The following is a 13867-nucleotide window of genomic DNA, read 5'->3' on the forward strand; positions in this document are numbered from 1 at the left end:
AATATTGCGGGAATAAAATTCCGCGCAAATGCCTCTTTTCCGCAAATCGTCGCGGACACCCTCATCCGACCCATCGAATAGAAATGCCGGCGCGGATGGAACCGCGCCGGCATGATGGATCAATTTCTCTATGGAGGAAGCGATTATTCGATATCGAAGGAAACGCCCTGCGCCAGCGGCAGCGCCTTGGAGTAGTTGATGGTGTTGGTGGCGCGGCGCATATAGGCCTTCCACGCATCCGAACCGGATTCACGGCCGCCGCCGGTTTCCTTCTCACCGCCAAAGGCGCCACCGATTTCCGCACCCGAGGTGCCGATATTGACGTTGGCAATGCCGCAATCGGAGCCTTCCGACGACAGGAACCGTTCCGATTCCTGCATGTCGCGGGTGAAGATCGACGAGGAAAGACCAGCAGCGACAGCGTTATGGTCGTCTATCGCGTGATCGAGATCGCTATACTTCATCACGTAAAGGATCGGCGCGAAAGTCTCTTCCAGCACAGGCCCCGCCTGCTTCGGCATTTCGACCAGAGCCGGCTTGACGTAATAGGCATCCGGCGCACCCGTATCCACACGACCGCCGCCATTCACCACGCCATCATGGGCTTTCGCCGCTTCGAGGGCCTTCTGCATGCCGTCGAAAGCCGCCTTGTCGACCAGCGGGCCGACGAGGGCCGATGTTTCCAGCGGGTTGCCGACGGAAACGGAGGCATAGGCCTTTTTCAGACGCGGCACGAGCTGGTCATAAACGCTGTCATGCACGAAGAGACGGCGAAGCGTGGTGCAGCGTTGGCCGGCCGTGCCCATGGCGCCGAAGGCGATGGCGCGCAGCGCCATGTCGAGATCGGCGGAAGGGCAGACGATGCCGGCATTGTTGCCGCCGAGTTCCAGAATGGCGCGGGCAAAGCGTTTCGCCAGACGCGGACCGACATCGCGACCCATGCGGGTGGAGCCGGTTGCCGAAACGAGCGGCACCTTGGGATTATCCACCAGAGCTTCACCCACCGCGCGGTCGCCGATCAGCAGCTGCGAAAGACCTTCCGGCGCATCGCCGAAACGGGCGGCCGCGCGCTCGAAGATGCCCTGAACGGCAAGCGCCGTGAGCGGTGTCTTTTCCGAAGGCTTCCAGACCACCGAATTGCCGCAGACGATGGCAAGCGCCGCGTTCCACGACCACACCGCAACCGGGAAGTTGAAGGCGGAGATGACGCCGACGACGCCGAGCGGATGCCAGGTTTCCATCATGCGATGGCCGGGACGTTCGGTGGCGATGGTAAGACCATAAAGCTGGCGGGAAAGGCCGACCGCGAAATCGCAGATATCAATCATTTCCTGCACTTCGCCGAGGCCCTCGGAGGGAACCTTGCCCGCTTCCAGCGACACGAGACGGCCGAGATCGGCCTTGAAGGCGCGCAGCTCTTCGCCGAGCAGCCGGATCAGTTCACCGCGACGGGGCGCCGGCACATTGCGCCATGTCTTGAAGGCGGCATCGGCCCGGTCGATCACGGCTGCTACACCCTCGACCGAAACGGTCTTGAGGCTTGCGACCTGTTCACCCGTCACCGGGCTGAAGGAGGCCATATCGCCGCCGGTATAAAGATCGCGGGCAACGCCCATCCTGTCGAGCAGGGCCGCGGCTTCCTGTTTCACGTCGAGCTTCGTGGTCGCATCCATGTCCATCGTCCTTTTGGCTTAAAAGGGGAGGAAAGGCCGTTTCGATACGGCGCTTTCAACTCCCGTCACTCTTCTTTCCCCGAATTTGCCATTCGTTCTGTGAAACTGGCGTTTTACACCGTTCCATTCTTTCCCGTAATCATATATGGGCATAATGGCCCTTTTCCAATGAGGAAAGCGGGTAAGTTGATGCGAGAATGGAATGGATCCGCGCAGAAGACTGGTCCCTGACATCGTTACCCTGCAGGCGTTCGAATGCGCGGCACGGCATGGCAATTTTACGCGTGCGGCGGAAGAACTCAACCTCACGCAGAGCGCGGTGAGCCGGCAGATCGGCGAACTGGAAGCGCAGACGGGAATGCAGCTTTTCGAGCGCATCCGCAGGCGGGTGGTGCTTTCGGAGGCGGGGCGTAAATTCCTGCCCGATGTGCGCCGCCTGTTGCAGCAATCCGAACAGCTGATGGTGCGCGCGGTCTCGGCCGGAACTTCACACGCATCGCTTTCCGTCGCGACGCTGCCGACATTCGGCAGCCGCTGGCTGATGCCGCGCCTCCACCGCTTCATCGACGACAATCCGGAAATAACGATCACCATCGGCTCGCGCTCGCATCCCTTCGATTTCGATGAGGAAGGGTTCGATCTCGCCATTCACTACGGCCAACCGGTCTGGGCGCATGGCACCTGCACATTTTTGTGCAACGAGGTGATCGTGCCGGTCGCAAGCCCCGCCCTGCTACGCCGCGCCGGCGTGAGCCAACCGCAGGATCTGACCGGGCAGCCGCTGCTGCATGTGACGACGCGGCCGAAACTGTGGACGGAGTGGCTGGAGATGAACGGGGTGACAGCCGAGAATGCTTATCAGGGAAGCCGTTTCGACCAGTTCTCGATGATCATTGAGGCCGCCGCAAGCGGCATCGGTTTTGCCCTTCTGCCAAAATATCTCATCGAGGCGGAACTTGCCTCCGGCCGCCTCGAAATCGTCTTCGACATCCCCTTGCAGACCGACAAGAGCTATTACGTCGCCCTTCCGGAAGGGCGGCAGGACAATGCGCTGGCCCGCGCCTTTCAGGCCTGGCTGCTCGATCAGGTCGGCAAGCCGGTGTAATCCATCATCCGCTCAGTTCGAAGGGCGGAGGGAAACATCATCAAGCCCCGGAAGATCGGGGCCGACGGGCACGATTCGGGTCGGGTTGAGCGCCTTGATGGAATAATAACCGCGCTTGATATGGTCGATATTGACCGTGTCGCGCACGCCCGGAATGGTCAGCACCCGCATCATATAGGCCTGCAGCGCGGGATAATCGGCGATGCGGCGAAGATTGCATTTGAACAGGCCATAATAGGCGGCATCAAAACGCACAAGCGTCACGAAAAGCCGGACATCCGTTTCGGTCAGCAGATCGCCGAACAGGAAAGGTCCGCCTGATATGAGGCGGTTTTCGAGCTCCTGAAGCGTCGCGAACACATCGGCAAACGCCTCTTCATAGGCGACCTGCGTGGTGGCGAAACCGGTTCTGTAAACGCCGTTGTTGAGGCGCGGATAGATGTGGTCATTGAGAGCATCAATCTCATCGCGCAGCGCCTCTGGATAGAGGTCCACGCTATTATCGGCCAGAGCGCCGAAACCGGAATTCAGCATGCGCAGAATATCGGCGGATTCGTTGTTGACGATTGTTTTCGTCTTTTTGTCCCAAAGAACGGGCACGGTGGCGCGGCCGGTATAATGCGGATCCGCGCTGGTATAGACCTCGTGCATATAGGTAAAGCCGTTGAGCGTATCGCGGTCCGAACCCGGATAGTCGCCGAATTTCCAGCCCTCGTCGGAAAGCGCCGGCTCAACCACGGAAACGGAAATCACCTCTTCCAGCTTCTTCAGCTTTCGGCCGATCAGCGTGCGCGATGCCCAGGGGCAAATCAGCGCGACGTAAAGATGATAACGGCCGCTTTCGGCCGCAAAACCGCCCTCGCCCGTCGGCCCCGCCGAACCGTCAGGCGTTACCCAGTTGCGGAAGCCGGAGGTCTGGCGAACGAAGCCGCCCTTCTTGTCGGTTGCCTGCACCGGATGCCATTCGGCGGTCCATTTTCCATCCACGAGCATTTGCGGCTCTCCGTTCATCTAAAGATGAAAGCCTTATGGGCCGGGTTGCCACCACTTCACAAGCCGCGCTTCAGTTGACGCACTGTCTCCGATCACGGGTGAATTCAGAGGCGATTGCGGAAAAACGGGTTCCAGCGCACGGTGCCAAGCCTCACCTTTTCGCGGATCATCGTCAGCAGTCCCGATGCGGCGATGACGGCCAGACCAAGCACGGCGACCGCATCCGGATATTCGTGGAAGAAAGCCATGCCGATCGCCACCGCCCAGAGGATTTGCGAATAATGCGATGGCGCGATCTGGCTCGCTGGCGCGATGCGGGTTGCGACCAGAAGGGTGATCTGCCCCGTTGCCGTGCAAAGGCCGATGAAGGCGAAGGCCAATAGCTGGTGCAGGGTGGGCATGACGAATTCGGGGATGGAGGCAATGCCGTTGAAGGTCAGGCCGTAAATCAGCAGCACGCCCATGATCGAAGTGCGCTTTTCCTTGCCCGCAAGCGAGCGCAGCAAAACGATGGTCATCGCCGCCAGAAAAGCGACGCCGATGGCGGCGAAATGCCCGAGTTCGAGTGTCTTGAAGCCCGGCCGCACGACGAGGATCACGCCGACGATACCCGCCAGAACCGCCGCCCAGCGCCATGGACCGATATTCTCCTTCAGCACGACGGCGGAAAGCACGGTGACGAAGAGCGGCGACAGGAAGATCAGCGCATAGGCTTCCGCCAGCGGAATGGTGGTGAAGGCATAGATGCCGAAAATACCGGCGAAAAGGCCGGAGATGGCGCGTCCGTGCACGGCGAAGGGCCGGCTCATGCGCCAGAATTCACGCCACCTTTCCTCGCGCGGCTTGCTGAAGAAAATGAAGATGCCGGAAAACAGAATGCTGAAGAAGCCGATTTCGAAAACGCTGATCTGCGATCCAAGCGACTTGATGGTGGCATCGCCCATGGAAAAGGTCGCATAAGCGAACAGACCGAGCAGAAAACCCTTTTGCATTTGAACGTCCCCAAACACCGACCGCAATGCAAAGCATCCCCCGGCCGCGTGGAACGCGACCCGGACGCCCCTTTCAAGGGACAGACAGTCTGGCAGATTTGATCCTCAGCCCTATGGCTAGACCCGGCTACCTATGAGTGCAAGCCGGAAAAACCGCAAAATGACCCGATTGAACACGACCGGTGCAAATGGCTGCAAGGTGCGGCAAATTTGTCCCGCCATGGCCATCACATCCCCGTCATGGAAAGAGGTTAGCCGGTGTTCATCGTGGCGCTTGGCGGCGGGCATGAAGGCGGCTAAATATTATCATGCGATTTTCATCCGCCGATTTCCCCGGCTGATATTGCTGCGTTACCATGGCCTCGCTAACCGAAAGGAAAAAGAATGCGGATTGTGATGATCGGTTCGGGTTATGTCGGCCTCGTGTCCGGCGCGTGTTTTGCAGATTTCGGCCATGACGTGGTCTGCGTCGACAAGATGCCGGAGAAGATCGAGGCCCTGAAAAACGGCCATATTCCGATCTTCGAACCGGGTCTGGAGACCATTGTCGCCAACAATGCAAAGGCCGGGCGGTTGAGCTTCACGACCGATCTTTCCGCAGCCGTCGCCAATGCCGATGTCGTCTTCATTGCGGTCGGCACGCCCTCGCGGCGCGGCGATGGCCATGCCGATCTCGGTTATGTCTATGCGGCGGCGAAAGAGATCGCCCATGCGCTGGACGGTTTCACGGTCATCGTCACCAAGTCCACCGTTCCAGTCGGCACCGGCGACGAGGTGGAGCGTATCATCCACGAAGAAAACCCCTCGGCCGATTTCGCCGTGGTCTCCAACCCGGAATTCCTGCGCGAAGGTGCGGCCATCGAAGATTTCAAGCGGCCGGACCGCATCGTCGTCGGCCTTTCGGATGAGCGCGCCCGCCCCGTCATGACCGAGGTTTATCGCCCGCTTTACCTCAATCAGTCGCCGCTGCTCTTCACCACAAGGCGCGCTTCCGAACTGATTAAATATGCCGCCAACGCCTTTCTGGCGATGAAGATCACCTTCATCAACGAGATGGCTGATCTCTGCGAAAAGGTCGGCGCCAATGTGCAGGATGTCTCGCGCGGCATCGGTCTCGATGGCCGTATCGGCCCGAAATTCCTGCATGCCGGCCCCGGTTATGGCGGTTCCTGTTTCCCGAAGGACACGCTGGCGCTTGCCAAGACCGCGCAGGATTATGATGCGCCGGTGCGGTTGATCGAGACCACCATCGCCATCAACGACAACCGCAAACGCGCCATGGGCCGCAAGGTCATCAATGCGGTGGGCGGCGATGTGCGCGGCAAGAAGATCGCCGTGCTTGGCCTTACCTTCAAGCCGAATACCGACGACATGCGCGACAGCCCGGCAATCGCCATCATCCAGACCCTGCAGGATGGCGGTGCGAAAGTGGTCGGTTACGACCCGGAAGGCATGGCGAATGCCCGCCATCTGATGGAAGACATCGAATACGCGGCCGGCCCCTACGAGGCGGCGGAAGATGCCGACGCCGTGGTGATCGTGACGGAATGGAACCAGTTCCGCGCGCTCGACCTTCCGCGCCTGAAGGCGATCATGAAACATCCGGTGCTGGTGGATCTGCGCAATATCTACCGCACGGATGAGGTCGCCGCGCATGGTTTCATCTATGCCGCCGTCGGCCGTCCGCATGAAGGCGGTTCCGACAAGGGCGCATAGAGGTTTCGTTTTCGCCATTTCATTAAAAGGTTTTCTGCGCTTCGGTCAGACCGCAAACGCACCAACGAATTCGGGATATAATCATCATGCGTTATCTGGTTACCGGCACGGCTGGCTTCATCGGCTTTTATGTTGCCAAGCGGCTGTTGGACGCCGGCCACTTCGTGACCGGTTTCGACGGCATGACGAAATATTACGATGTCAGCCTCAAGGAAAAACGCCACGCCATTCTTTCCCGCTCCAACGGCTTCCGTGCCGAAATCGGCATGCTGGAAGATACGGATGCGCTGAAGCGCGCGGCAGAGGCCGCCGAGCCTGAGATCATCATCCACCTCGCGGCACAGGCAGGCGTTCGTTACAGCCTTGAAAATCCGCGCGCCTATATCGATTCCAACCTCATCGGCTCGTTCAACATGCTGGAGCTCGCCAGAAGCCTTGAGGTCAAGCACCTGATGCTGGCATCGACCTCCTCCATCTACGGCGCCAACGAAAAAATCCCCTTCGCGGAAAGCGACAAGGCCGACGAGCCGATGACGCTCTACGCCGCCACCAAAAAATCGATGGAGCTGATGGCGCACAGCTATGCCCATCTGCACAAGCTGCCTACCACCGCCTTCCGTTTCTTCACGGTCTACGGCCCGTGGGGGCGGCCGGACATGGCGCCGATCAAATTCGTCGACGCCGTTTCCAACGGTCGGCCGATCGATATTTACGGGCAAGGCAATATGAGCCGCGATTTCACCTATATCGACGATCTGGTGGAGGGCATCGTCCGGCTGAGCACGGTCATCCCGTCCGAGGAAAACCGTGTTACGCAGGAAGGCGTCACCGACACGCTGTCGCACCACGCACCCTTCCGCGTGGTCAATATCGGCGGCGGCCAGCCGGTGGAGCTGATGCATTTCGTTGAAACGGTCGAAAAGGCGGTCGGGAAACCCGCGATCCGCAATATGCTGCCGATGCAGCAGGGCGATGTTCCCCGCACCTTCGCCTCTCCCGATCTTCTGAGGGCATTGACCGGTTACGTGCCGCAAACCCCGGTCGAAGAGGGCATCAAGGCCCTCGTCGCCTGGTATCGCGCGATGCACCCGGCCGAATTACGGGAATAAACCTCACAGCGTCGCCAGCAGGCGATTGGAGATGGTGCCGCCGGAAGCGCTCTGCATGGTGATCTTGGTTTCCACGGCCTCGATGATCGTGTCGCTGAAATCCATCTCCGTGAGATCGCGGATATTGGAAAGGCCACCCGGCGAAAACACGTTCACTTCCAGTATCTTGTCGCCAACGATATCGAGCCCGACGAGGAACATGCCGTCCTCCACCAGCTTCGGCCGCACCATTTCGGCAAGCGCCACGATCTCATCCGTCACCTTCACGGCTTCCGCCGTGCCATGGGCATGGATATTGGAGCGCAGGTCGCCCTTGGCGGGCACACGGCGAAGGGCGGCATATTTACCGTCCCGCATCAGCGGACGGCCATTCATCATGAAGAAGCGGATGTCGCCATCCTTGGCGGCCGGCAGATAGGCCTGCGCGATCAGATATCCCTCAAGGCTCACCGCCTCGAAAATCTGGTTGAGATTGGTCTCTTTGCTGGAGCCGATCTTGAAGACGTTCTTGCCGCCGGAGCCCTGCAGCGGCTTGACGATGACGCCCTTGGGGTGCGCGTCGGCAAAGGCGCGAATTTCCTCGACATTGCGCGAAATGATCGTGGTCGGGCGGACGATTTCGGGAAAACTCTGGAAATAGAGCTTGTTCTGCGCGAGCGCCAGACCTTCGGGATCGTTCAGCACGACGACGCCCCGCTGTTCGGCAAGCCGCCCGAACAGGATACCGGCATGCACCGCCCATGGCCGCGTCGTCTGGTCGAGCGAGGGATCGTTGCGCAGCATCAGCGCATCGATTTCCTCCACATCCATGGTTCGCCGCTCCAGCGCCTTGTCCTGAAGCGTGGAATGGAACGTCTCGCCTTTCTTGATTTTGCCCTTCGGCAGCACGGTGGCGTGAATGGTCAGGCTGTCGTCCGAGCGTAATGTGAAATCGCCGGGCGTCAGATAGACCACCTCGTGGCCGCGATTGAGCGCCGCCATGGCAAGCAGCCCGGTCGCGTAGTTCGGTCCCTCTGTTTCGATGGAATTGACGAAAAATGCGATACGCATGAAGCCCCTCCTATAATGTCGCCAGTTCGGCAATGGATAATCCCGCCCGTATTTTTTCCAGCCGTTCATTGGCCTTGGCGGGCAGCAGAAATGCGGGCCTGACGCCCGGCGGCCGCAACAGGCCGCGCAGGGCAAGCTCCTGCATCACCGGAAAATGGGCGGCAGCGATCTTGCCCATCCAGAACGGATCGAGCGCCCCGCCCCTGCGCAGATGGTCCAGCACTTCAGCAAGCCCGCGCAGATAGATCGCATCCTTGGAAAGACCGCCGCCGCGATAGATGCGCAGCACCATGTTGAAGGCCCCGGCCTCATCGAAACCGTGATCGCGGGTCATGGTGCGGAAGGTCTCCACGAAGCTCGCCCCATCCAGCATGGCGGCGCAGCCGATAACGCGGCCGGCGATCAGCCGCAGGCGCTCACGCGTCATGCCGCCGGCCAGATGTTCCGCCAGCACCGCCAGCCCTTCCTGCACGCCCTCATAACCGGAAAGGCCGGTGCGGAAGAGACGCAGCCCCTGAAACGAGCCGTTGAAATAGGTCAGAAGATGCACGCCGATCTCATGCGACAGCAGTGCCTCGACACGGCGCTGTTCCATGACAGTGTGGCGGGAAATCAAAAGCTTCTCACCCGTCACCATCAGGCCCGGCGGCAGGTCGTCGCGGATTTCAACGCGCGCCTTGAATTCCGGGGCTTCCGCAAGATAGGTCTCGACCATCTCCCGCGACTTCTTGGCGACCGCGTAACAATCGACCATGGCGATTTCACTGGTCTCCTCCCTGCGCGGGCAATCCGCAAGCACGCGCAGCGCCAGCTGAAGGAGAGTCGGTTCCACAGCGCCATAAAGGGCGCGCGAAAAATCGGTGAAGGTGCGATGGTGCAGATTGGCGAGCATCGTCAGCTGCAGATCGATCTCCTGCTGTTTCTCCCGGTAGAGATTATAAAGCACCGGGTCTTCCAAATGATCGAACGCGACGGAATAAAGCTTGCGTTTCTGCTCCTCGACATCGACGCCGAGCGGCCGGTAGAGCAGGCGCGGCGCGAACTGAAAGCCGCCATCGCGAAACTCCTCGAAGGCCCGGCGGGCATTGATGGGCGTGACGGAAAGCAGAAAATCGAAGGATGAAACAATATCGTCAATGGACCGGTCGGCACGCCTGACGGCATCGACGAAAGCCTTGCGCCCCAGCGCCCGATGGCTGGTAACCTTGAGCGCGTCCTTGCCCGAAGCGAAGGATGAAAAAGCCTGCAGGCCGGCATCGAAAAGATCGGCGATCATCGTCACCCGCAGGCCCGGATAATCCGCACCGGATTCCGGCTGGCGGTAGATCGGCGCAAAACGCACGCTGATACAGGGAAAATCGAGGCCGGCTTTTTTGAAGCGCAGAACGGGATCGGCATCCGGTTCCGGCCGGGTGATGCGCGGCGTGCGAAAACGCACTTCGGCATCGCAAACCGCCTTGATGAAGACCCGGCGGGCATTCTGCGTTTCGGGTTCAGCCGTCGCCGAGACGGAAACCTCATAATGCGGCAGGAAAGGCGAATCGTCGGCCAGCAGGATGTCATGCTCCAGCTCGCCGATATCGAGGACGATGAAGGCGCCGAAGCGCTGCCGCATGACCGTGCCAACGGCCTCGATCAGCGGCGCTGCCTCCTGAATGGTCGACGCGATCAGATAGGAGGCATGGGCGGCGGCGATATCGCGGGCGGCGAGATTTTTCGTGCCGCCCGTCAGATGCAGGCAGAGGAACGGCAGCGGCCGGTCGATATGCAGACGACCGTCTTTGCCGACATCGCGGCGGATGGCCTTGCCGGCCTCGAGGCAGGACACGACATCATCGACCAGATCGGCGATGGGCGACGGTGCGCTGCGGGCGGGAGAGAGATTCATCGCCGCGACCTCAGGCACTCTTCGATTACTGGCTGAAGTGCTGTTATCGCTTGGCGAATATCCGCCACCACACGCGCATCCGGCTTTCCCGTCCACTCGTCCATGAAGAATTTCTTGAACTCGACCGCGATGGCGCAGCCATTTTCGGCGAACCTTTCGTGGATGAAACGGGTCTGCTCCCCTTTGCCCTGAAACGCCACGTTCTCGCGAACATCGAGGCGGCGTCCGCCGATGGTCGCTGACGCGAAATGGTGCCCGACCGCGCTCACGATATCGCCCCAGCGGCTGCGATCCATGGAAAAGGTGCCGATATTGATATCGGGCGCCTCCGCCTGCGCCGTCGGCGGCGCAGCGGCGCCCTGCCGACGATGGTTATAGCTGTGTACATCCAGCACGACGAAGGCGCCGTGCCGCCTTTCGATTGCAGAGAGCACGGTCTCCAGCATCGCATAATAGTCGGCATGAAAATCGAGCGATTGCCGGATAGCCTCCTGCGCCGGCTCCTCTTTCCAGACCTCAAGCCCCCAGGATTGTTCCGGCTTCAGATAGATCGCCTGATCGGCCGCACGGTTGAGATCGATTTCGAAACGCGAATGGTGAACGACGAGACGGTTCGTCAATCCGGCGATCATTTCACCGGTGAAAGGGTCTTCCTCCCGCAGCCGCTGTTCCGGGGAAAGGGCGATGAGCCCGGATACGTCCGGTCTAATGCGATGACCGTCGTGAATGGCCGTGCCGATAACCGGTGAGTTGCCGAAATCGATCGACCAGAAACCCTTGTTGTCGTTGTCACCGTGGTGTTCGCCGTCGCTCTGTCTGGCTGCCATGCTGCCTCCCCTGCATCGGGGATAAAACAGCGGGACATGCCCGTTTGTTCCGGTAAAAAATTGCGCGCGATACATTCGGCACCGGCAACGAGGCCGCCGAAAAAACTGCGGAACCTTACCGGAAAGCTCACGTTGTTCCAGCAGGAGGGGCCGCCGTGTCAAACGGACGCGATGGCGCTGAAGAACATCGGGATTTTTCCGTTTTCTCCCGGTGGCCAACGAAATGGCAGCCGAGCTTCTTACCCATCCGGCACCCCTCCGTTCCCGCTTTCCACGCACAAGGAGCCGCGACATGGAAAAGACCGAAACACGCAGACTTGCGGAAGAATATTTGCGTCTCGGCGGCACGCGTCAGGTGATGATCGACGACAACAAGACCTTCGTGCGCCAATGGCAGCACGAACCAGCGGAAGCCGAACGGTTCTGGCAAACGCATATCGAAAATCTCGACGCGGAGCGGCTCAAGGACGTGGAATTTTTCCTGCCCTCCATCAATTCCGACAAGGAAGACTGAACCCGAAAGGAGACAGACATGACTGCCATCAACGCTGCAAAAATCCTCATTCTCGCAACGGACGGCTATGAGCGTTCCGAATTGCGCGTGCCCTATGACCAGCTGAAGGCCAAAGGTGCAGACGTGAAGGTCGCCTCCATCAAGGAGGGCGAGATCAAGAGCTGGGACAAGAAAGACTGGGGTGACAGCATCGCCGTCGATCTATCCGCCAAGGCCGTAAAAACCGAAGATTTTGACGCGCTGGTTCTACCCGGCGGCCAGATCAATCCGGACGTTCTGCGCCATGACGAGGATGCGATGCGGGTGGTGCGTGATTTCATCAAATCCGGCAAGGTGGTGGCCGCCATCTGCCACGCACCCTGGCTGCTTGTAGAAGCCGACGCCCTGCGTGGCCGCGACGCCACCTCCTATTGGTCGATCAAGACCGACCTCAAGAACGCCGGCGCAAACTGGAAGGATGAAAAGGTGGTGACCGACAAGGGGATCATTACCTCCCGCAGCCCTGACGATCTTGACGCCTTCGTCGCCAAGATCGTGGAAGAGGTCGAGGAAGGCCGCCACGAACGCCGCGCCGCTTAAGACACACCCTATTCCCGTGCCGCCGGTTTTCCGGCGGCACTTCTATTTGGGAGGAAGACATGAAAAGCAGATTGCTGGCAAGCGGCGCGGAGCGTACCTTCATCCTCGTCATCGATCCCGAGGAAGAAGCCTTCGAGGCCATCAGGCGCTTTGCCAGGGCCGAGAATATCAACGCCGCCTCGGTTACCGCGATCGGCGCCTTCGCCACGGCAACACTCGCCTTTTTCGATCTTTCGACACAGGACTATAAGGAAATACCGGTCACCGACCAGAGCGAGGTCCTAAGCCTGCTTGGCGATATCACCCTTGACGAGAATGACACGCCCAATCCGCACCTGCATGTGGTTCTGGGCTTTGCCGATAGCTCCACCAGGGGCGGCCATTTTCTAAAAGGGGTGGTGCGGCCTACGCTGGAAGTCGTCATTCGCGAAACACCGGCGGAATTGCGGCGCAGCTATCGCCCGGAATTCGGCATCGCTCTCATCGATCCCGCGAAATAAACTCACGGAACCGGAAAAACGCCATTGCGTTATCGCTGTGGACAGGGGGCGGCATGGTGACGGCGATCAATCGAAGAGACGCGGACGATGACGAGGTCGGGCAATTTCTGATCGGCCTCGCGCGCGGCACGGCGGGTGCATTGCTGTTTGCCCTGCCCATGCTGATGACCATGGAAATGTGGTTTCTCGGTCTTTACGTCAATTCCTGGCGGCTTCTTCTGCTCTGCATTCTTAACCTGCCGCTGCTGCTTCTTCTCGCCCGCCGCATCGGCTTCGAGAATATTCACTCCTGGAACCAGGCGCTGCGCGATGCGATAACGGCCTATGGGCTGGGCATTGCTGTCAGCGCCGCCGTGCTGCTGCTGTTCGGCATTCTGAACGACCAGATCACCGCCTCCAACATCGTCGCCAAGATTGCGCTGCAATCCGTTCCAGCCAGCATCGGCGCACTGCTTGGGCGCAGCCAGCTCGGTCAGCATTCCGACGCGGAGGATGAAGAGGAGGGCGAATATTCCGGCGAGACGGGTTATCTGCACGAACTGTTCATGATGGTGGTCGGCGCGCTTTTCCTCAGCCTCAATGTTGCGCCGACGGAAGAAATGATCCTGATCGCCTATAAGGTGACGCCCTATCACATTCTGGCGCTTTGCCTGCTGTCGGTCGCCATCATGCATGGCTTTGTCTACGCGCTTCACTTCAAGGGCTCGCACCAGCTGCACGAAGGGCAGAAGTGGTGGCAATCCTTCATCCGCTTCACCCTGCCCGGATATGTCATCGCCATCGCCATCAGCATCTATACGCTCTGGACCTTCGAGCGCCTCGACCACACATCGCTGTCGCAGATCATGAATGCCGCCGTCATTCTCGGCGTTCCCGCCTCGATCGGCGCGGCCTCTGCCCGACTGATCCTGTGAGGACAAG

At 59.9% G+C, this 13867-nt stretch carries 13 protein-coding genes; 7 read left to right on the forward strand and 6 right to left on the reverse strand.

The window, feature by feature from the left end; translation table 11 throughout:
- Positions 1-143: 143 nt before the first annotated feature.
- Positions 144-1673, reverse strand: a complete 1530-nt coding sequence (gene amaB / locus ACQZ40_RS22360; protein ID WP_448748667.1) for an L-piperidine-6-carboxylate dehydrogenase — start codon at positions 1671-1673, stop codon at positions 144-146.
- Positions 1674-1875: 202 nt separating this feature from the next.
- Between amaB and ACQZ40_RS22365 the strand changes: the two genes are divergently transcribed.
- Positions 1876-2778: a LysR family transcriptional regulator gene (locus ACQZ40_RS22365; RefSeq protein WP_080857710.1), complete on the forward strand. Its 903-nt coding sequence runs from the start codon at positions 1876-1878 to the stop codon at positions 2776-2778.
- Positions 2779-2790: 12 nt separating this feature from the next.
- On the opposite strand, the gene ACQZ40_RS22370 is transcribed toward ACQZ40_RS22365, so the two are convergent.
- Entirely contained in the window at positions 2791-3771 is a 981-nt protein-coding gene (locus ACQZ40_RS22370) for a glutathione S-transferase family protein (RefSeq protein ID WP_174037349.1), read from the reverse strand.
- Between the two features lie 104 nt (positions 3772-3875).
- Positions 3876-4763, reverse strand: a complete 888-nt coding sequence (locus ACQZ40_RS22375; RefSeq protein WP_174037347.1) for a DMT family transporter — start codon at positions 4761-4763, stop codon at positions 3876-3878.
- A gap of 384 nt (positions 4764-5147) precedes the next feature.
- Between ACQZ40_RS22375 and ACQZ40_RS22380 the strand changes: the two genes are divergently transcribed.
- On the forward strand, positions 5148-6479 hold the full coding sequence (locus ACQZ40_RS22380; RefSeq protein ID WP_078052652.1) for a UDP-glucose dehydrogenase family protein: 1332 nt from the start codon (positions 5148-5150) through the stop codon (positions 6477-6479).
- A gap of 86 nt (positions 6480-6565) precedes the next feature.
- The gene (locus ACQZ40_RS22385; RefSeq protein WP_338808535.1) at positions 6566-7588 is read left to right on the forward strand and encodes an NAD-dependent epimerase; all 1023 of its coding nucleotides are present in this window, start codon (positions 6566-6568) and stop codon (positions 7586-7588) included.
- A gap of 3 nt (positions 7589-7591) precedes the next feature.
- Here the strand turns inward: ACQZ40_RS22385 and ACQZ40_RS22390 are convergent, their stop codons facing one another.
- From ACQZ40_RS22390 to ACQZ40_RS22400, 3 genes are read right to left on the reverse strand one after another with little or no spacing between them, the layout of a single operon-like run.
- The gene (locus tag ACQZ40_RS22390; protein ID WP_080857707.1) at positions 7592-8638 is read right to left on the reverse strand and encodes a glutathione synthase; all 1047 of its coding nucleotides are present in this window, start codon (positions 8636-8638) and stop codon (positions 7592-7594) included.
- A 10-nt stretch (positions 8639-8648) separates the two neighbouring features.
- Positions 8649-10526: a flavohemoglobin expression-modulating QEGLA motif protein gene (locus ACQZ40_RS22395; RefSeq protein ID WP_448748668.1), complete on the reverse strand. Its 1878-nt coding sequence runs from the start codon at positions 10524-10526 to the stop codon at positions 8649-8651.
- Positions 10523-11353, reverse strand: coding sequence for an N-formylglutamate amidohydrolase (locus ACQZ40_RS22400; protein ID WP_448748669.1), 831 nt, complete (start codon positions 11351-11353; stop codon positions 10523-10525). Before ACQZ40_RS22400 ends, ACQZ40_RS22395 begins: the two co-directional genes overlap by 4 nt.
- Before the next feature lie 292 nt (positions 11354-11645).
- Here ACQZ40_RS22400 and ACQZ40_RS22405 point away from each other — a divergent pair, with 292 nt between their 5' ends.
- From ACQZ40_RS22405 to ACQZ40_RS22420, 4 genes are read left to right on the forward strand one after another with little or no spacing between them, the layout of a single operon-like run.
- The gene (locus ACQZ40_RS22405; RefSeq protein WP_065657507.1) at positions 11646-11867 is read left to right on the forward strand and encodes a hypothetical protein; all 222 of its coding nucleotides are present in this window, start codon (positions 11646-11648) and stop codon (positions 11865-11867) included.
- 18 nt (positions 11868-11885) lie between these two features.
- Positions 11886-12446, forward strand: coding sequence for a type 1 glutamine amidotransferase domain-containing protein (locus ACQZ40_RS22410; protein WP_142781042.1), 561 nt, complete (start codon positions 11886-11888; stop codon positions 12444-12446).
- 59 nt (positions 12447-12505) lie between these two features.
- Positions 12506-12946: a PPC domain-containing DNA-binding protein gene (locus ACQZ40_RS22415; protein ID WP_174046064.1), complete on the forward strand. Its 441-nt coding sequence runs from the start codon at positions 12506-12508 to the stop codon at positions 12944-12946.
- 53 nt (positions 12947-12999) lie between these two features.
- The gene (locus ACQZ40_RS22420; RefSeq protein ID WP_125146712.1) at positions 13000-13860 is read left to right on the forward strand and encodes a TIGR02587 family membrane protein; all 861 of its coding nucleotides are present in this window, start codon (positions 13000-13002) and stop codon (positions 13858-13860) included.
- The last annotated feature ends 7 nt before the right edge of the window (positions 13861-13867 follow it).

It is taken from the genome of Agrobacterium sp. 16-172Ci (genome assembly GCF_053522725.1).

Excerpts from the sequence above, each read along its gene's own strand:
- ACQZ40_RS22410 (WP_142781042.1), top strand. The coding sequence starts at position 11,886 with ATGACTGCCATCAACGCTGCAAAAATCCTCATTCTCGCAACGGACGGC.
- ACQZ40_RS22400 (WP_448748669.1), bottom strand. The coding sequence starts at position 11,353 with ATGGCAGCCAGACAGAGCGACGGCGAACACCACGGTGACAACGACAAC.
- ACQZ40_RS22385 (WP_338808535.1), top strand. The coding sequence starts at position 6,566 with ATGCGTTATCTGGTTACCGGCACGGCTGGCTTCATCGGCTTTTATGTT.
- ACQZ40_RS22415 (WP_174046064.1), top strand. The coding sequence starts at position 12,506 with ATGAAAAGCAGATTGCTGGCAAGCGGCGCGGAGCGTACCTTCATCCTC.
- ACQZ40_RS22370 (WP_174037349.1), bottom strand. The coding sequence starts at position 3,771 with ATGCTCGTGGATGGAAAATGGACCGCCGAATGGCATCCGGTGCAGGCA.
- ACQZ40_RS22375 (WP_174037347.1), bottom strand. The coding sequence starts at position 4,763 with ATGCAAAAGGGTTTTCTGCTCGGTCTGTTCGCTTATGCGACCTTTTCC.
- ACQZ40_RS22420 (WP_125146712.1), top strand. The coding sequence starts at position 13,000 with ATGGTGACGGCGATCAATCGAAGAGACGCGGACGATGACGAGGTCGGG.
- ACQZ40_RS22405 (WP_065657507.1), top strand. The coding sequence starts at position 11,646 with ATGGAAAAGACCGAAACACGCAGACTTGCGGAAGAATATTTGCGTCTC.
- amaB (WP_448748667.1), bottom strand. The coding sequence starts at position 1,673 with ATGGATGCGACCACGAAGCTCGACGTGAAACAGGAAGCCGCGGCCCTG.
- ACQZ40_RS22390 (WP_080857707.1), bottom strand. The coding sequence starts at position 8,638 with ATGCGTATCGCATTTTTCGTCAATTCCATCGAAACAGAGGGACCGAAC.
- ACQZ40_RS22380 (WP_078052652.1), top strand. The coding sequence starts at position 5,148 with ATGCGGATTGTGATGATCGGTTCGGGTTATGTCGGCCTCGTGTCCGGC.
- ACQZ40_RS22365 (WP_080857710.1), top strand. The coding sequence starts at position 1,876 with ATGGATCCGCGCAGAAGACTGGTCCCTGACATCGTTACCCTGCAGGCG.
- ACQZ40_RS22395 (WP_448748668.1), bottom strand. The coding sequence starts at position 10,526 with ATGAATCTCTCTCCCGCCCGCAGCGCACCGTCGCCCATCGCCGATCTG.